This is a genomic window from Cupriavidus sp. WKF15, assembly GCF_029278605.1.
Lineage (GTDB): Bacteria > Pseudomonadota > Gammaproteobacteria > Burkholderiales > Burkholderiaceae > Cupriavidus.
The window spans coordinates 81150-98030 of record NZ_CP119574.1 but is presented as its reverse complement, the minus strand read 5'-3'; the positions used below and the strand labels follow the sequence as shown (position 1 = coordinate 98030).

14 protein-coding genes and 3 pseudogenes are annotated in these 16881 nt (G+C 62.9%); 9 read left to right on the top strand and 8 right to left on the bottom strand.

Features of this window, described 5'->3' with window-relative positions; genetic code table 11:
* Positions 1-212: 212 nt before the first annotated feature.
* From CupriaWKF_RS30360 to CupriaWKF_RS30350, 3 genes are all read right to left on the bottom strand, one after another.
* On the bottom strand, positions 213-605 hold the full coding sequence (locus CupriaWKF_RS30360) for a hypothetical protein (RefSeq protein WP_276103789.1): 393 nt from the start codon (positions 603-605) through the stop codon (positions 213-215).
* Between the two features lie 357 nt (positions 606-962).
* Positions 963-2393, bottom strand: coding sequence for a catalase (locus CupriaWKF_RS30355; protein ID WP_276103788.1), 1431 nt, complete (start codon positions 2391-2393; stop codon positions 963-965).
* Positions 2394-2529: 136 nt separating this feature from the next.
* The gene (locus CupriaWKF_RS30350; RefSeq protein ID WP_276103787.1) at positions 2530-3360 is read right to left on the bottom strand and encodes an alpha/beta hydrolase; all 831 of its coding nucleotides are present in this window, start codon (positions 3358-3360) and stop codon (positions 2530-2532) included.
* A 718-nt stretch (positions 3361-4078) separates the two neighbouring features.
* Between CupriaWKF_RS30350 and CupriaWKF_RS30345 the strand changes: the two genes are divergently transcribed.
* From CupriaWKF_RS30345 to cynS, 3 genes are all read left to right on the top strand, one after another.
* Positions 4079-4753, top strand: a complete 675-nt coding sequence (locus CupriaWKF_RS30345) for an isochorismatase family protein (protein ID WP_276104124.1) — start codon at positions 4079-4081, stop codon at positions 4751-4753.
* Positions 4754-4981: 228 nt separating this feature from the next.
* A complete protein-coding gene (locus CupriaWKF_RS30340; RefSeq protein WP_276103786.1) occupies positions 4982-5641 on the top strand; it encodes a carbonic anhydrase in 660 nt (219 codons plus the stop codon).
* 28 nt (positions 5642-5669) lie between these two features.
* Positions 5670-6140 (top strand): cyanase, encoded by a 471-nt coding sequence (cynS, locus tag CupriaWKF_RS30335; RefSeq protein ID WP_276103784.1) that lies wholly within the window; start codon positions 5670-5672, stop codon positions 6138-6140.
* Positions 6141-6234: 94 nt separating this feature from the next.
* On the opposite strand, the pseudogene CupriaWKF_RS30330 reads toward cynS, so the two are convergent.
* Positions 6235-6387 (bottom strand): annotated as a pseudogene (locus CupriaWKF_RS30330) (hypothetical protein); the annotation flags it as partial.
* Between the two features lie 141 nt (positions 6388-6528).
* On the opposite strand from CupriaWKF_RS30330, the pseudogene CupriaWKF_RS30325 reads away from it, so the two are divergent.
* Positions 6529-7026: pseudogene (locus CupriaWKF_RS30325) on the top strand (catalase); the annotation flags it as partial.
* On the opposite strand, the gene CupriaWKF_RS30320 reads toward CupriaWKF_RS30325, so the two are convergent.
* From CupriaWKF_RS30320 to CupriaWKF_RS30305, 4 genes and pseudogenes are all read right to left on the bottom strand, one after another.
* On the bottom strand, positions 7027-7290 hold the full coding sequence (locus tag CupriaWKF_RS30320; RefSeq protein ID WP_346348640.1) for an SDR family NAD(P)-dependent oxidoreductase: 264 nt from the start codon (positions 7288-7290) through the stop codon (positions 7027-7029). It abuts the pseudogene before it with no gap.
* A 503-nt stretch (positions 7291-7793) separates the two neighbouring features.
* Positions 7794-9491: a cyclic nucleotide-binding domain-containing thioredoxin-disulfide reductase gene (locus tag CupriaWKF_RS30315; RefSeq protein ID WP_276103783.1), complete on the bottom strand. Its 1698-nt coding sequence runs from the start codon at positions 9489-9491 to the stop codon at positions 7794-7796.
* A gap of 172 nt (positions 9492-9663) precedes the next feature.
* Positions 9664-10143 (bottom strand): carboxymuconolactone decarboxylase family protein, encoded by a 480-nt coding sequence (locus tag CupriaWKF_RS30310; RefSeq protein ID WP_276103782.1) that lies wholly within the window; start codon positions 10141-10143, stop codon positions 9664-9666.
* A 1087-nt stretch (positions 10144-11230) separates the two neighbouring features.
* Positions 11231-11425: pseudogene (locus CupriaWKF_RS30305) on the bottom strand (carboxymuconolactone decarboxylase family protein); the annotation flags it as partial.
* Positions 11426-11506: 81 nt separating this feature from the next.
* Here CupriaWKF_RS30305 and CupriaWKF_RS30300 point away from each other — a divergent pair.
* The 5 genes from CupriaWKF_RS30300 to CupriaWKF_RS30280 all read left to right on the top strand — a co-directional run bounded on the left by CupriaWKF_RS30300 (position 11507) and on the right by CupriaWKF_RS30280 (position 16728).
* Complete coding sequence (locus CupriaWKF_RS30300; protein WP_276103781.1) at positions 11507-11944, top strand: MarR family transcriptional regulator; 438 nt, start codon at positions 11507-11509, stop codon at positions 11942-11944.
* A gap of 41 nt (positions 11945-11985) precedes the next feature.
* On the top strand, positions 11986-13503 hold the full coding sequence (locus tag CupriaWKF_RS30295) for an efflux transporter outer membrane subunit (protein WP_276103780.1): 1518 nt from the start codon (positions 11986-11988) through the stop codon (positions 13501-13503).
* Complete coding sequence (locus CupriaWKF_RS30290) at positions 13500-14822, top strand: HlyD family efflux transporter periplasmic adaptor subunit (protein ID WP_276103779.1); 1323 nt, start codon at positions 13500-13502, stop codon at positions 14820-14822. The genes CupriaWKF_RS30295 and CupriaWKF_RS30290 overlap by 4 nt, the downstream gene beginning before the upstream one ends.
* A gap of 69 nt (positions 14823-14891) precedes the next feature.
* Positions 14892-16454: a DHA2 family efflux MFS transporter permease subunit gene (locus CupriaWKF_RS30285; RefSeq protein WP_276103778.1), complete on the top strand. Its 1563-nt coding sequence runs from the start codon at positions 14892-14894 to the stop codon at positions 16452-16454.
* Between the two features lie 55 nt (positions 16455-16509).
* Positions 16510-16728, top strand: coding sequence for a hypothetical protein (locus CupriaWKF_RS30280; protein ID WP_276103777.1), 219 nt, complete (start codon positions 16510-16512; stop codon positions 16726-16728).
* Positions 16729-16881 lie beyond the last annotated feature (153 nt).

Below are 16881 nucleotides of genomic sequence, written 5' to 3'. Positions count from 1 at the left end.
GCTCATAGAGAGCTTCAACGAGCGGCTGCGCCACGATAAAGGCCAGCGACAGCCCGTTGCCTTCTTGTACCTGCTTCCGCCTGCCCCGCCTCCTCCAGTACGTGCGCGAAGTCAGCCTGCCTGCGCCTTGCTCGAAAGCATCCTGGGATTCGTCACCCAGTAACGCCACATGCGTCATGAGCGTGGGAAGCGGGCACCCGCCCTCGCGATAGTCACGACGTTTTAGAGGGATCGGGGGGAGGCCCTTGGATAGTGGTCCAGTAGACATCGAAGGACACTAGCGCCTTGACATGAGGCATAAGTACGGCCGACAGGATGGTTTCCAGCAGGCTCGACGGGACGTGGCGGCCGGGCTCCGGTGTGGCAACGAGCTCCAGCGTCTGCCCGTGCGACGCCGCCGAGCCTACAGGGAGGATGTCCAGGTGACTGTCGGCGAGTTTGCCTACAGTCTCGCCGCCACCCTCGCAGCAGACCAGCTCGTCGTGAACATGTGAGTACGGATTGAGCAGGCTCGCCCATAGCGAACGGCAAAGCGCAGCGACGTCGGATAGGCATTCGTCGCTGGGAGCGGAAACGATGCAGCGGACAACGGACGGGGCACTCATGAAAGCCTCCTTGCGCCGGGTGCGTCCAACGGACGGCGAGCGCTTTAGACGTATTGGAGTTCGGCCACTGCGACAGTGGCGCGGATCAAGATAACGTTCGGCACGTGACAATATGTCAATTGGAAGATTGCAGTAAGAGCTTGGTAAGTTGGCCGAAGCGCGGGAGCATTGCATAGCCGCGGACATCGGCCCCGAGGGCGAATGCGGTGTGCACCGCGCCAAGGGAGGACAGTCCAACGCATTGTGATCAGCGTTTTTCAAGTGAACCTCTTCATTGATGCGCATAAACGTCCGCACTCTGCCTCGCCTTTCATGGGCGCCTGGGCAATTTTCTGCACCAACGCGCCCGGTGTCTGACTAGCGGTTCTTCAGCGCCTCGGCAACCCCTGCGCCATAGGCGCGATCGGCCATCGTGCAATTGCGGATATGCCGCTGCTGCACCTCCTCGCTCGCACCGCCGAGCGAGCGCGCCGTGTTGTCGAAGAGCTGCAGCTTCTGCTCGGGCGACATCAGTCGGAACAGCGCCCCCGGCTGCGAGTAGTAGTCCTCGTCCGCGCGATGGTCCCAGTGCGCGGCTGCACCCGAGAGCGCCAGCGGCGGCTCCGCCAGCCGCGGGCTGTCGGCCCACTCGCCGCGGCTGTTGGGCACGATGCCGGGCAGCCCGCCCTGGTTGCCGTCCACGCGCATCGCGCCGTCGCGGTGATAGCTGTGCACCGGGCAGCGCGGGGCGTTCACCGGGATCTGGTGCGCGTTCACGCCCAGCCGGTAGCGGACCGCATCGCCGTAGCTGAAGAGCCGCCCCTGCAGCATCTTGTCCGGCGAGAAGCCAATGCCCGGCACGATGTTGGCAGGCGAGAACGCCGCCTGCTCCACATCGGCGAAGTAGTTGTCGGGGTTGCGGTTGAGCTCCAGCACACCGACCTCAACGAGCGGGTAGTCGCCGTGCGGCCAGACCTTGGTGAGGTCGAAGGGATTGAACGGGCAGACCTGCGCTTGCTGCTCGGTCATCACCTGGATACACAACGTCCAGCGCGGGAAGTCGCCGCCGTCGATCGCCTCGAGCAGGTCGCGCTGCGCGCTTTCGCGGTCGTTGGCGACGATCGCGGCGGCCTGTGCGTCGGTGAGGTTACGGATGCCTTGGCGGCTGCGCAGGTGAAACTTCACCCAGTACCGCTCGTTGTCCGCGTTGATGAGACTGAACGTGTGGCTGCCGAAACCGTGCATGTGGCGATAGCCATCGGGCAAGCCGCGATCGCTCATCACGATGGTCACCTGGTGCAGCGCCTCGGGTAGCAGCGTCCAGAAGTCCCAGTTGTTCTGGGCGCTGCGCAGGTTGCTGCGCGGGTCGCGCTTGACTGCGTGGTTCAGGTCGGGAAATCGCAGCGGGTCGCGCAGGAAGAACACGGGCGTGTTGTTTCCCACCAGGTCCCAATTGCCTTCCTCGGTATAGAACTTCACTGCGAAGCCGCGGATGTCTCGCTCGGCATCCGCTGCGCCGCGCTCGCCGGCCACCGTGGAGAAGCGCACGAAGACGTCCGTCTTCTTGCCGATACTTGAGAAGAGCCTGGCCCTCGAGTACGCCGAGATGTCGTGCGTCACCGTGAAGTGGCCGAAAGCGCCGGAGCCCTTGGCGTGCATACGCCGCTCGGGGATCACCTCGCGGTCGAAGTGGGCGAGCTTCTCGAGCAGCCAGATGTCTTGCAGCAGCGCGGGGCCGCGCGCACCGGCGGTCTCGATGTTGAAGTTGTCGACAACGGGGGCGCCGTTGGCATGAGTGAGTTTGGTCATGGCAATGTGGGAAAGAAGAGTGGGTCGGCGGAGCGTCTTCAGGCGGGAGGACTGGACGTCCAAGGTGGGAGTCGCGTCGATGGCCGCCACCTCAAGGTTGGACCGGCCATCGACGGTGCCGACTGATTCGACGCAATCAGGACTTGATAAAGGCCAGCAGTTCCGCGTTGATGACGTCCGAGTGCGTTGTCGGCATGCCGTGCGGGAAGCCCTTGTAGGTCTTCAGCGTGCTGTTCTTCAGCAGCTTGGCCGATAGCGGCGCAGAATCGGCGTAGGGGACGATCTGGTCGTCGTCGCCGTGCATCACCAGCACCGGCAGTCCGATCTTCTTCAGGTCGTCGGTGAAGTCGGTCTGCGAGAACGCGACGATGCCGTCGTAGTGCGCCTTGGCGCTGCCCATCATCCCCTGGCGCCACCAGTTCTGGATGATGCCTTCCTGCGGCTTCACGCCCGGCCGGTTGAAGCCGTAGAACGGCCCCGCGGGAATGTCGCGATAGAACTGCGCCCGGTTCGTGGCCGTCTGCAATTGCAGGCCGTCGAACACGTCCTTCGGCAGGCCGCCGGGATTCGACGCGGTCTTGACCATCAGCGGCGGCACGGCGTTAATGAGGCAGGCCTTCGCGGCCCGCTTCTCGCCGTGGCGAGCCAGATAGCGCACGACCTCGCCGCCGCCGGTGGAGTGGCCGATGTGGATCGCGCCCTTGAGGTTGAGATGGTTCACGACCGCGGCGAGGTCGTCGGCGTAGTGATCCATGTCGTGGCCGTTCCAGACTTGCGCCGAGCGGCCATGCCCGCGCCGATCGTGCGCGACGACACGATAGCCCTTGGAGAGGAAGAACATCACCTGCGCGTCCCAATCGTCGGAGCTCAGAGGCCATCCGTGCGAGAAGACGATCGGGGTGCCATTGGAGGGACCCAAATCCTTATAGAAGATCTGGACCCCGTCTTTGGTGGTGACATAGCTCATGGGTGGATTTCCTTCCGGATTTTCAGCGCCATTCGGCGCACTAGGAGCAGCGGACGCTGCGAATGGCAGAGCCGCTGCTGCTGCAGTGCCTGCCCCAATGATCAACAACTGACGGCGCGTGACGCCAGCGAATCTAGGCTGAATTGGTGCGGGTTCAATCTTCATGGCTGTAGACCTGAGTGGAGACGAGATCAGTCTAGCCATGGTCTCCTCCCCATGCGATATGGTCACGGGCAATTCGATGTTGCCGGATCTTCACCAATGTCGCGGCAACGCATCCAGCGCGCTCCGCTGGGTCGTTCACTGAGCTCAGCCATCCACGCGACCGGATCTTCAAATGCGCCGGCTCATGTTTGACTGACTCTAGGTGAGCGCGATTGTTACGTGGCGATCAACAGATATGTCCACAACCAGCGCCTAGTGCCGGCCGGCATTTGCTTCTAGATTTCAACGCATCACGTCAGCTTCGATGAATCGCATCGAGAGCCTCGCGGCGTGTTCGTTGTCCACCCCAGTCCGAGGAGCCAACATGAACCAACGCATCAACTACCAACAGCAATCGTCGGAACCTTTCAGGAACCATGACCACCGATGCGTTACTCGCGCAACGCTTCGGTTGACGGCCGCGCTTGCGATGGCCGTTGCAAGCATCGCAACCGCGATGGCACATCCACAACCGGTAAAAGCGGCGCAGTACACCGATCCGACCGAGCGCGCCATGCCCGTTCCCACGATGACACTCGATCTGGAACGCACCGCCCTGGTCGTGATCGATCCCCAGATCGATTTCATGAGCCCGAAGGGCGCAGCTTGGTCCGCTGTGGGTGAGGCCGTTACCGAGCAACGGCTCGTGCCGAACCTGCTGCGCCTGTTCGAGTCATCGAAGAAGGCGGGCATCGTCGTCGCGATCTCGCCTCACTACTACTACCCGCACGACCACCAATGGAAGTTCCAGGCCCCCGTCGAGCTCTTCCAGCACAAGATCAAGATCTTCGACAGGCCCAGCGCACTGAGCCTGGATGGGTTCCGCGGTTCGGGCGCAGACTTCATGCCCGAGTTCAAGCCCTACATCGAGGACGGCAAGACCATCGTCGCTTCGCCCCACAAGCTCTACAGCCCCCAGACCAACGATCTCACGTTCCAGCTTCGCAAGCAGGGCATCACCAAGATCGTCCTCGCCGGGATGCTAGCCAACCTGTGTGTGGAGTCCCACTTGCGCGAGTTTGAGGAGCAAGGCTTCGAGGTGGCCGTCGTGCGTGATGCGGTCGCGGCCCCGAAGTTGCCTGAGGGCGATGGAAATCTCAGCGCGCTCATCAACTTCCGCTACATCGCCAACGCGCTATGGACGACTGATGAGGTTGTCGCCCGGCTCGCGAAGCCCACCGCGCGGTGACCAGTGATTGCCTCGCTCTGCGGCGCGAGCATTTGGCTGAGGTAACCGCACCAATCCACGGCCATTCCAGTGGGCTCTGAGAATGCGGCCGCAGGTGCCTTCCAAAGGACTGCGGCTGCGGAAGGATGAAGAATTGCTTCACCACACAGACAAGCCGATCAGATCACAGCGAGCTGTGACTGCGACCGCAGCACATCGACTTTGCACCCAATGACAGAAGCGTCCCCCATGCAAAACCTTGTCGAAGGCTTTTTGAAGTTTCAGCGCGAGGAGTTTCCCAAGCGCACAAAGCTATTCAAGCATCTGGCCACCACCCAGAACCCTCGCACCCTGTTTATTGCGTGCTCGGACAGTCGCGTCATACCTGAACTTCTGACACAACAGGAACCGGGCGAACTGTTCGTCATCCGCAATGCCGGAAACATCGTCCCGTCCTACGGAGTGCAACCTGGAGGCGTCTCGGCCAGTGTCGAGTACGCGGTCGCCGGCCTTAGCGTCGCCGATGTCGTCATCTGCGGTCACTCCGACTGCGGTGCCATGACGGCAGTCGCGACATGCATGTGCCTGGACCATATGCCTGCTGTTTCTGGCTGGCTGTGCCACGCCGGCGCCGCAAAGGCCGTCAATGAATCGCGAGTGCATGCATCCGAGCGGGCGCGCATTGACTCCATGGTGCGAGAGAACGTCATTGCCCAGCTTGTCAATCTTCGAACCCACCCTTCTGTGGCACTCGCTGTCGAGCAGGGACGGTTGAACCTGCACGGCTGGGTGTACGACATTGAAACCGGCTCCATTAGTGTGCTGGACGGCATCACGAACGGCTTCGTTTCTCTGGCGGAGAACCCCCGGGTCTCTGCAAATCCACCCCGACTTAACGCAACTGTCTGAGTTCTCCCCATCCTTCAGGAGTTTGAAAATGCCCCAATCGCAATACAACCAAGCCGATCGCCAGGCCCTCACTGACGCCATCGTTGAGGCGAAGATTCGCAAGAATCTGACTTTCGAACAGATCAACGAGGACACCGGGCTATCGCTGGCCTTCGTGACAGCAGCGCTGCTCGGCCAGCACCCGCTGCCTGCAGAGGCAGCGAAGAAGGTCGCCGACAAGCTTGAGCTCGGTGAAGATGCCGTGCAACGGCTCCAGACAATCCCCGTGCGCGGCAGCATTCCCGGCGGAGTTCCAACTGACCCCACCATCTACCGCTTCTACGAGATTGTCCAGATCTATGGATCCACGCTCAAGGCCCTTATCCACGAGAAATTCGGCGACGGGATCATCAGCGCGATCAACTTCAAGCTGAACATCCAGAAGGTACCGGATCCGGAAGGAGGTCACCGCGCGGTGATTACCCTTGACGGCAAGTATTTGCCGACCAAGCCATTCTGACTGTAGGCCATCCTCGGCGCTAGGGTGGCTGACCCTCGGAAGGATCGCCGATGTGGGATGCGGGGCGCATAGGCGGAGTGGGCCAGTCCAGCGCAGAGTGGACCGCCTCACCCCACTCCGGATGCGGAATGCCGACCACAGCGGACATCATGACGGCTGGGTGGGAGGCCAGTGCCGCTTCAACTTCAATCGCATAGACGTTGAAGCCGCCGCTGATGATCATGTCCTTCAAACGGTCGACAATGTAACGATGACGGGCTAGTGCTGGAGGCCGTCCTCCAAGGCAAAGGCATCGCTCAGTTGGGCGGGTACCTGATCTGCGATCTGCTGCGCGAGGGGGAAACTGGTTCACTCCATGCCACAGTACGCACCCGAGGACCGGGGCCACTCGCCTGCCAACATCGTGCCGGGCATTGGCTTCTCGCCGGACAAGATGCTGCAGGGGCGGCTCTTCAGCTACGGCGATGCGGTCCGCTACCGGCTGGGCGTGAACGCGCACCAGATCCCGGTGAACGCCCCGCGCTGCCCGGTGCACAGCTATCACCGCGACGGCGCGATGCGCGTGGACGGCAACCAGGGCGGGCTGCCCGGCATCGTGCCCAACAGCCGCGGCGAGTGGGCCGACAGCCCGCGGCTGGCGGAGCCGCCGCTGGCGCTCTCGGGTGCAGCCGCGCACTGGGACCATCGCGCGGACGAGGACTACTACTCGCAGCCGGGGGCGCTGTTCCGACTGATGTCGCCCGAGCAGAAGCTGCAGCTCTTCGACAACACGGCGCGCTCGCTCGGCGGTGCGAGCGAGGAGGTGCAGCAGCGGCATATCCGCAATTGCACGATGGCCGACCGCGCCTATGGCGCAGGGGTTGCCGAGGCGCTGAAGAACCGCTAGTCAGACACCGGGCGCGTTGGTGCAGGCCCTGCCGCAGGCGTGTCGCTCTCTCCCTGCCGCCCCCATTCGCCAAGGCAGACTGCTCTTGCAGCCCGCCAGGTTCAAATTGATCAATGACGTGAAATCTTCGGCCGTGTATTCGGCGAAAGGCTTCGCGACGAAAATGCCGCTATTGTTCACTAGCGTGTCGACACGTCCAAAGCATTTGATCGTTTCATCGATCACACCGCGCGCGGTAGCGGGTTCGCCGATATCGCCTGCCACGGCTAACTGGTCGGCGTCGGGAGTCACTTTGATGGAGCGGGCCGTTGCGACAACGTGATAACAATGACCTTTTGTTGGTTGCTCATGCCACACCTCCTCCAATTGTGGATTGACGTGGTGAGTCCCGGGCTCTAGAACCTCCGAACCGCTCAGTAAGCGTCGGCGCGGCCATGAGCGGTTATCATCGCCGACAGATGTTCCTAGTCAACGATTGGGACGAGCGTATACATGTGGTACCCGTCGGTTCCGAATTAGTCCAGTGGCGCGGCCTGTCGACGGATACTTTTGAAGGTACAAGCATTCGGAAGACATTCAGTAAGCTTTCACAAACGTCCGACGCAGGAGTCCGGATCGATTCGCGTGATCGCCTGTGCCGCACAGCGGCGTGTGCCCTGCAGTGTACAGCCTTCGACGCCATGGCCCACCTCGCGCATACCCAGGGACGTGTACCAATCACCAGTAGCGAGACAACACGGGCGCCCAGAGAACCTGCCCCGAGGGCCTCAGGCCGCTTCCCGAGCGACGGCGAGATAGCCGTGGATCTGCGACACAACCGCTGCGCCCTCGCCCACCGCAGTGGCCACGCGCTTGGTCGAGCCCGAGCGGACATCGCCGATGGCGAAGACGCCCGACACGCAGGTCTCCAGCGTATTGGACTGCAGCCCGGCGTCTATGCCGGTCAGCACGAACCCCTTGGCATCTACCTCCACATCGCAGCCGTCCAGCCACGATGTGTTCGGCTGCGCGCCAGTAAACAGGAACACGTGCTGCACCCGCATCGTCATCTGCGTGCCCATATTGCAATCGCGCAGGGTTACGCCTGTCAGCCGCGTATTGCCTTCGAGGTCCACCACTTCGGTGCGGGCATGGACCGTGATGTTGCGCTGCGCGGCGATGCGGTCGACCAGGTAGCGCGACATGCTGGTGTCGAGGCTATCGCCGCGAATCACAATGTGGACGTGCGCGACATGGGCGCCCAGGAACACGGCGGCCTGCCCGGCGGAATTGCCGCCTCCCACCAGCATGACTTCCCGGTTGGCGCAGAGCTTGGCTTCCACCGGCGACGCCCAGTAGTAGACGCCACTCCCTTCAAACTCCGCCCGGCGCGGAATCGGCGGCCGGCGGTACGCGGCGCCGCTGGCGATGATGACGGTTAGCGCCTGGATCGTATCGCCGGCCCGCGTACGCAACTGGTGTACGGCGCCGCAATCGAGCCGTTCGATTTCCGTGGGAAAGGCGATGTGCGCGCCGAACTTCTGCGCCTGCGCACATGCATTGGTGGTAAGCGCATGGCCCGAAATGCCGGCGGGAAATCCCAGGTAGTTCTCGATGCGCGCACTGGCACCGGCCTGACCGCCCGGCGACAACGCATCGAGCACGATCACGTGCAACCCTTCCGACGCCGCATAGACCGCCGCCGCCAGCCCGGCCGGGCCCGCGCCGATGATCGCCACATCATAGATCCGGCTGCCATCGATATGCGGCAGCAACCCCAGGCACGACAGCACCTGCGTGGAATCGGGACGGCGCAGCACCGTGCCATTGGGGTCGATGACGAGCGGCAGATCGTCATCGGTGGCATCGAACTTGCCGGGCATTTCCGCCGCTTCAGCATCGGCGTCGACATCAACCACCGAGTACGGATAGTTGTTACGCCGCAGGAGCGCCTGGAGGTCGAACATGGTCGGATCGCTCCCACGGCCGATCAGCGTCGGCCCGCGTCCACGCTGGATCAGCGCCGTGCGGCGCAGCATCATCGCCTGCATGATCAACTCTCCGAGCGCGGCCTCGGCCACCATCAGCGCGCGCAAGCATGCCGGGCGCACGACGATGGCGCGCACATCCTCGATGGCGATGCCGTCGACGAGTTCGGGCGTGCCAGAAAGCTGGCCGATTTCGGCCAGAAAATTGCCGGGCCCGTGCTCGGAGGCCAGAGCGCTGTCACCGATGCCATCGCGCTGCACGATGCGCACACGTCCTTCAATGACGAGGATCATGCCATTGGCCGGATCCCCGGTACGTACCACGTACTCGCCGGCCCGCCAGGTCTGTTCCCGGCCATAGGGCGCGATGCGCGCGATATCGGCGGCAGATAAGTGCGGATACATCTGCCGCTGGTGCAAGACTACGACGTCCGGGGCCGCTTCCGGCATGGCGTCGGATGCATCGGCGGACGACTTGTGTTGGGCGGAGATGTCCATGGCGGATGGATGTGGTGGTCTGCATTGCGTGCAATGCGTAGCAGTCCAGTCCTCGAAACGCAGTCATGCATCGGGCGTGCCATGACAAGACTTGCGTATAGGAGCGCGTCGGAACGGAGGGGCGAAGCATCGCTAGCCGCATGCGGCAAACGCGACGATCGCCTTCTTGATGTCACTCGATATTGGCCTTGTCGGGCCCGAACGCCTTGTCCGACGAACCAGGCACCATGCGGAAAGCCACGTTCAGTCGGTTCCAGGTATTGATTGCCCCCACGAGGAAGGTGAGGTCCGACAGTTCCTTTTCGCTGTACTGGGTGCGCACGCGCTCATAGATATCGTCGGGCACGCCGTCGGCGGGAAGCCTGGTCAGCACCTCGGTCCAGGCCAGCGCGGCGCGTTCGCGCGGCGAGAACAGCGTCGACTCGCGCCAGATCGCCACATGATGCAGGCGCAGTTCGCGCTCGCCGTGGATCTTTGCCATCTTGATATGCATGTCGACGCAGAACGCGCAGCCATTGAGCTGCGATGCCCGAATCTCGACGAGCTCGCGAATGGGCTCTTCAATCGTGGTCTTCTGGAACAGCGCGCCGAACTCCATGAGCTTCTTGGTCAGTTCGGAGGACTGCTGGAAGTAGTTAAGGCGTTGCATCATGATTCTCTCCTGGCAGTTGACTAAAAGTTGAGCTCACCGAGGCTGCGCGGCATTATTTGCCTAGGGGTCGGCTTGGACAAAATAATACGCTTCGACAGACCACGCGGTAGTGCTCTCACGGTACCAACTCTGTTGTCGCATCGGCACCAATCGCAGCGTTTTGCATGGTGCAAAATTCGCAAGCCGTCGTTGTGACGCGCGAATGCGCCAACAACGAATGTCCGCAACAGAGAGATTCGTAGTCGTTGGGCGAGACCTGCAGAGTTGAATGGTTAGGGGATCCGGAATAGTCTCCATTGCACGCTGGCCGCAAGTCGCCCGGTTCAACTTCGTACCCGGCCTCTTTCCGGCTTCCGCCATGGCTTGCAGGGAAACGTCCGCCTCAGCCCGATCAGGTGTGAAAAATATGCCTGTAGACAAATTAGCGTGCACTATTCAGTAAATGGCAATCGACCAAGGGAATATGCCGACCCCTCATCACGATAGGACTTGTTTGTCCCATGCATTTATCCATACATGGCTATCACGCTGCAGCATCCCCGATCCGGCCCGCGCCGTGGCAACAAAGTTATCCAGCGTCTGACTTGCGCTGGCGACGACGACCGTTGCGTTTTTGTGCTTGAGTGTCGCTACTTCACATCAGTCATGACCCCTAGAGGCCTGCGCGTCTACCCAGGCGCCAAGAATTGGCGCTTGTCCAGCGGCGAACTCGTCGAGTTGATCGACAAAGATCTGTTTCGAGTTTCGCATACAGGAGAAGTACTCTTGAGAGTTGCATGAGAACATCATCCGCCCTCTGTCGTGAAACGCCGTGCAGACACTGGCTAAGCAGATCACGGTAAGCCGATGAACAAACGCGTTGCCGAGAAGCGCGCTCGTCGCTGAAAAGGAATTTGCGTAAGCGGCTCAATCCGCGGCCGGCAGTGGCCGACCGTGGCGGCGCCCTCGGGTGTTTCTGGTCGAAGGCCGAGTCCGGCCGTTTGCGGTCGTTGAAATCTACCGTGCGACACCCGCAAGCCAACTCCGAACGCACCTGTCGGGAGAGCGCTCCGCGACTTGCTCCAATTCATGCCGGACCGCTTCGGACTCACGCAGTCAACACGGAATCCGGCACACGACGGAAACTTATGGCCAGTCGGTTGTACGCATTCATCAGGCTAATGGCCATCGTTAGGTCAGCAAGCTCCTTTTCATTGAACACCGCGGACGCAGCTTCGAAGTCTGCGTCTGGCACATGGGTGTCTGCCACGCGGGTGACCGACTCCGCCCATGCAAGCGCCGCGACGCGACACCCCCTCCCTTTTTTCTTGCAAATATCTGACAGATCAGCTATTGTTATATCAATAAAATCAGGACGCGCGCCATGGACCACTATTCAAAGGAGAACTTCCAGCTCACTCATAGCATTGGGTTCTTCCTTAACCGTGCCCGCAATTCCCTGCTCATGGAAATGGATGCGGCGCTGAAGGATCTGGATATCACCGGCCAGCAGATGGGGATTCTCCTGTCGCTGACCAGTGGCGCGGCGTCCACACCGTACGAGTTGAGCAAGTTGCTGGAGATCGACACGGGTCTGATGACCCGCATGCTGGACAAGCTGGAAGCCAGGGGCCTTCTGGCCCGCAGCCGCAGTGTCGACGATCGCCGTGTGGTGAACCTGCTCCTTACGGAGAAGGGGCAGGAAGTCGCCAAGCGCATTCCGGACGTGGCACCGAAGGTGCTCAATCGCCGACTCAAGCACTTCACCAGGGAGGAGTTTGCCGAATTCCGCCGACTACTCGCCAAATTTGCGGACGCGTAAGTGCGTCTTTTTTTATGTCAATTTATCTGACAGATCAGAAAATGCAAACTCAGAGACAAGGCATCCTTGGCCGATCTCGTCGGGTCGCGGGCACCGCCCTCTCTGTCCTGATGGCCACCGTACTGGCTGGTTGTGCAAACTATGCCGGCATCAAGAGCGACAAGCACATCGCCGACGCCGCCTCCTATGCCACAACGAAGAGTATCCCTGCCGAGCGGGGCCACTGGCCTTCCGCGGACTGGGCCGACCAGTTCGGCGATGTGCAGCTCAAGGCGCTGGTTGCTGAAGCGCTGCAGGGCAGCCCTTCACTGGAAAAGGCCCGGGCACGGGTCGCCGCCGCCACCGCCTTCAGCGAAAGCGCGAACGCCAACACGCTGCCGCAGTTGGGCGCCGGTTATTCGTGGACGCGCCAGCGCTTCTCGGAAAACGCGATGGTGCCTCCCCCCTTCGCCGGTTCCTGGCAATCGGAAAACAAGGCGTTCATCAGCGCGTCATACGAACTTGACCTGTGGGGCAAGAACCGTGAGGCGCTCAAGTCCGCCGTCTCCGCGCTGCATGCCAGCGAGGCCGAGTCGGAACAGGTGAAGCTGACGCTCAGCAGCGCGGTTGCGCGCGCTTACAACGAACTGGCCCGTCTCTATGCGCTGCATGACATCGCGCAGGATGAGGTGAAGCAGCGCCTGGAAGTGCTGCGGGTGACCAATGGCCGCGTCAGCATGGGGCTGGACACCGAGGTCGAGAAGCGCACCGCGGAAGCCAACCTGGCCGCCAGTGAAGTCGCGCTGTCAGCGCTCGACGGCAGCATCCAGCGCACGCGCTACCAGCTCGGCGCGCTGCTCGGGCAAGGGCCGGACCGGGGCATGGCGATCGCCCGCCCTGCCCTGGGCGCCGGCGACGAAGTCCGCCTGCCCGACAACCTCCCTGCCGACCTGATCTCGCGCCGGCCCGACATCGTAGCCGCGCGCTGGCGCGTCGATGCAACGCTGCACGACATCAAGGTCGCCAAGGCCGAGTTCTATCCGGACATTAACCTGGGCGCCATGATCGGCCTCGAAGCCTTCGGCTGGGGCCGTTTCCTGCAGGCCGCCAGCCGCACCGCTTCGGCCGGTGCCGCGATTCACCTGCCAATCTTCGATGGCGGAGCACTGCGCGCCCAGCTCAAGGGTCGCTACGCCGAGTTCGACTTCGCCGTGGCCAACTACAACGAAATGCTGGTCAATGCGCTGACCGACGTCGCCACGCAACTCGCGGATATCCGCTCCATCGATACGCAGATCGATAACGCCGTGCGCACCGACACCGCCGCGCAACGCGCCCTTGCCCTGGCGCTGGCGCAATACAAGGCAGGCCTGACCACGCAGTTGACCGTCCTGAATGCGCAGACCAACGCGCTGCGCAGCAGCCAGGTGCTAGCCAATCTGCGCATGACCCGACGCGACCGGAAGATCGCGCTGGCCGCCGCGCTGGGCGGTGGTTATGCGGATACCTCCGACCCGATCCGGCAAGGGCGCGTGTCCGCTGAATCCGCACGCAACGAACACGAACAGGTGACGCCATGAACGAAACGACCAATACCACCCTCGCGGCCGAACAGTCCGGCACGCCGGCTGCCGCCCATGCACAGCCCCCCAAGCAGAACACCCGTAAGCGCCTGCTTGCCATGCTCGGCCTGGCCACCGCGCTGGCAGCGGCCGGCTATGGCACCTACTACTACACCGTGGCGCGCTTCCACGAGGAAACCGATGACGCTTACGTCAACGGCAACCTCGTCCAGCTCACGCCACAGGTGAGCGGCACCGTCGTCGCGGTCAACGCCGACGACACGCAGATCGTCAAGGCCGGGGAAGCCGTGGTCACCCTCGATGCCGCCGACTCCCGCATTGCGCTGGCCAACGCCGAAGCGGCGCTCGGTCAGACCGTGCGGCAGGTCAGCGCGCTCTATGTCAACAACAACGTGCTGGCAGCCACGGTGCAGCAGCGGCAGACGGATCTGGCCCGTGCCCGGGACGACCTGCGCCGCCGCACTGAAGTGGCTGAAGCGGGCGCCGTGGCCGCGGAAGACGTGGCCCACGCCCGCAATGCGGTCAGGGCAGCCGAAGCCGCGCTCGAGACTGCGCGCCAGCAGCTCGCCTCCAATCACGCACTGACCGACCAGGCCAGCGTTGTCGACCATCCCAGCGTGCTCGCCGCGGCGGCCAAGGTGCGGGAGGCCTACCTGGCCAATGCCCGCAATACCCTTCCCGCCCCGGTCGCCGGCTATGTCGCGCGGCGCTCGGTGCAGGTCGGGCAGCGCGTGGCGCCGGGAAATCCGCTGATGGCCATCGTGCCGCTCGACGGCGTCTGGGTCGATGCCAACTTCAAGGAAGTCCAGCTCAAGCACATCCGCATCGGCCAGCCGGTTGAACTGCACGCCGACCTGTATGGCAGCAAGGTGACCTACCACGGCGAGGTGGTCGGCTTCTCGGCCGGTACCGGCAGCGCGTTCTCTGCCCTGCCCGCGCAGAATGCCACCGGCAACTGGATCAAGGTCGTGCAGCGCCTGCCCGTGCGCATTCGGATCGATCCAGAGGAACTGCGCGCCCACCCGCTGCAGATCGGCCTGTCGATGCAGGTCGATGTACAGACGCGCAAGGAAGATGGCTCCCGCCTTGCGAGCGCCGACGCGGCGCCGTACCGCACCACCTACCGCACCGATGTGTTCCAGCGGTACGGCGAAGACGCCGATCGCGAAATCCGGCGAATCATTGCGCAAAACAGCAAGGGCAGCGACGGCGCAGAACCGGTGGCCGAGCACGTGACGCAACAGGGAAACAAGGTCCGGCCACAGCCTCTGGCGCATCGTGCCGGACAGCCGGCCAGCGAGGCTTCCGGCGCCTGAGTGAGCCGCCCGCCACCGCCTTGCCCTGCCCATTTATCTGACGAATCAGATTCCCAGCCGGAGCGCACCATGTCATCCCGAGCCCAGACCTCACTCATGCCAGCGCCGCTCACCGGCGGCAAGCTGGTAATGGGGAGCTTCGCCGTGGCCCTGGCCACCTTCATGAATGTGCTGGACTCGTCGATCGCCAACGTCGCGATACCGACGATTTCCGGCAACCTCGGTGTTTCGGTGGATGAAGGCACCTGGGTGATCACCCTGTTCGCCGCCGCCAATGCCGTGGCAATTCCGCTGACCGGCTGGCTCACGCAGCGCGTGGGCCAGATCCGCCTGTTCGTCGGCGCCATCCTGCTGTTCGTGCTGTCGTCGTGGCTGTGCGGCATTGCGCCCAACCTGACCGTGCTGCTGGCCGCGCGCATCCTGCAGGGCGCGGTGGCAGGTCCGCTGATTCCGCTGTCGCAGGCGATCCTGCTGTCGTCCTTCCCCAAGGAAAGGAGCGCCTCGGCCCTGGCCCTGTGGGCCATGACCGCAACGGTGGGGCCGATCGCCGGCCCGGCGCTGGGCGGCTGGATGACCGACAGCTATTCATGGTCATGGATCTTCTACATCAATGTGCCGGTAGGCCTGTTCGCCGCGGCTGTCACATGGGCGATCTACCGCGATCGCGAGACCCCGACGCGCAAGCTGCCCATCGACCTGGTAGGCCTCGCTTCGCTGATCACCTGGGTGGCATCGCTGCAGATCATGCTCGACAAGGGCAAGGACCTCGACTGGTTCAGCTCGCCCGTGATCATCACCCTGGCCATCGTCGCCCTGCTCAGCTTCCTCTTCTTCGTGATCTGGGAACTGACGGAACCGAATCCCATCGTCGACTTGCGCCTGTTCATGGGCCGCAACTTCCTGGCCGGCACCGTCGCGATCTCGGTGGCCTACGCCGTGTTCTTCGCCAACCTGGTGGTACTGCCGCAGTGGATGCAGCAGTACCTGGCCTACCCCGCCGTCAACGCCGGGCTGGCTACCGCGCCGCTGGGCATCTTCGCCGTGCTGCTGGCGCCTGTGATCGGCAAGATCCTGCCGAAGTCGGAACTGCGCGTACTCGCCACGCTGTCTTTCGTCGGCTTTGCGGCTGTGTTCCTTATGCGCTCGCACTACACCACCGGCGTGGACACCTACACGCTGGTACTACCGACCCTGTTGCAAGGCATTCCGATGGCGCTGCTCTTCGTTCCGCTGACGGCGATCATCCTCTCCGGCCAGGCCCCGGCGAAGATCCCCGCCGCCGCGGGCCTGTCGAACTTCGTGCGCGTCTTCTGCGGCGCCGTGGGCACGTCGCTCGCCACCACCGCCTGGAACAATCGTGCCGTGTTGCACCATGCACGCCTCGCGGAACAAGCCGGCCCGAACAACCCCCTGTACGGTGCAGCGCTCGAATCGATCCAGTCGACACTGGGCTTCACGCCGGGGCAGGCCGTCGCCTACTTCGAGCGCAGCCTGAACACGCAGGCCATCATGCTCGGCCTGAACGACATCTTCTGGATATCAGGAGTGATCTTTGTCGCCATCGTGCCGCTGATCTGGCTCACCAAGCCAGGCAAGGGCCAGGCGTCAGACGCCGCCGCCGCGGCCCACTGAGAGCCGTTCGGCCGCACCGCAGAAACGGATCGCCAGACCACTTCGTTCAACAGCGATGTCGCACAACTTCGACCCTTCCGCCAGCCTGGCAGAACTCCATCGTGCCTCTCACTGGCTGGTCGGAGCCAGCTGGCAGGCGGCCTCCTTCTTCTCGGATGTCGCGCTCCAGATGATGACTGCATCCACTGTCGGCATCATGCTATTGATGGCGGCCGCATGTTCGATGTACGCCATCGCGACCGCGCTGCTCCACCTGGATGGCAGCCTGCGCTGACGCGACATGCCATCAACCGCTGCTCCAGCCGGCCCGGAACCTTCGGAACATTATGTGGCTGTCAAAAGATCGCTGTAATGTACGGCTCCTTGACCAGAGCGAAGACAACGCGACGGCGGTCAACGCCGGACTTCTCCGGCTTCTGCTCGCGGT

What these genes read in the sequence shown, in the direction of transcription:
- CupriaWKF_RS30360 (WP_276103789.1), bottom strand. Translation starts at nt 605, where the DNA reads ATGAGTGCCCCGTCCGTTGTCCGCTGCATCGTTTCCGCTCCCAGCGAC.
- CupriaWKF_RS30355 (WP_276103788.1), bottom strand. Translation starts at nt 2,393, where the DNA reads ATGACCAAACTCACTCATGCCAACGGCGCCCCCGTTGTCGACAACTTC.
- CupriaWKF_RS30350 (WP_276103787.1), bottom strand. Translation starts at nt 3,360, where the DNA reads ATGAGCTATGTCACCACCAAAGACGGGGTCCAGATCTTCTATAAGGAT.
- CupriaWKF_RS30345 (WP_276104124.1), top strand. Translation starts at nt 4,079, where the DNA reads ATGCCCGTTCCCACGATGACACTCGATCTGGAACGCACCGCCCTGGTC.
- CupriaWKF_RS30340 (WP_276103786.1), top strand. Translation starts at nt 4,982, where the DNA reads ATGCAAAACCTTGTCGAAGGCTTTTTGAAGTTTCAGCGCGAGGAGTTT.
- cynS (WP_276103784.1), top strand. Translation starts at nt 5,670, where the DNA reads ATGCCCCAATCGCAATACAACCAAGCCGATCGCCAGGCCCTCACTGAC.
- CupriaWKF_RS30315 (WP_276103783.1), bottom strand. Translation starts at nt 9,491, where the DNA reads ATGGACATCTCCGCCCAACACAAGTCGTCCGCCGATGCATCCGACGCC.
- CupriaWKF_RS30310 (WP_276103782.1), bottom strand. Translation starts at nt 10,143, where the DNA reads ATGATGCAACGCCTTAACTACTTCCAGCAGTCCTCCGAACTGACCAAG.
- CupriaWKF_RS30300 (WP_276103781.1), top strand. Translation starts at nt 11,507, where the DNA reads ATGGACCACTATTCAAAGGAGAACTTCCAGCTCACTCATAGCATTGGG.
- CupriaWKF_RS30295 (WP_276103780.1), top strand. Translation starts at nt 11,986, where the DNA reads ATGCAAACTCAGAGACAAGGCATCCTTGGCCGATCTCGTCGGGTCGCG.
- CupriaWKF_RS30290 (WP_276103779.1), top strand. Translation starts at nt 13,500, where the DNA reads ATGAACGAAACGACCAATACCACCCTCGCGGCCGAACAGTCCGGCACG.
- CupriaWKF_RS30285 (WP_276103778.1), top strand. Translation starts at nt 14,892, where the DNA reads ATGTCATCCCGAGCCCAGACCTCACTCATGCCAGCGCCGCTCACCGGC.
- CupriaWKF_RS30280 (WP_276103777.1), top strand. Translation starts at nt 16,510, where the DNA reads ATGTCGCACAACTTCGACCCTTCCGCCAGCCTGGCAGAACTCCATCGT.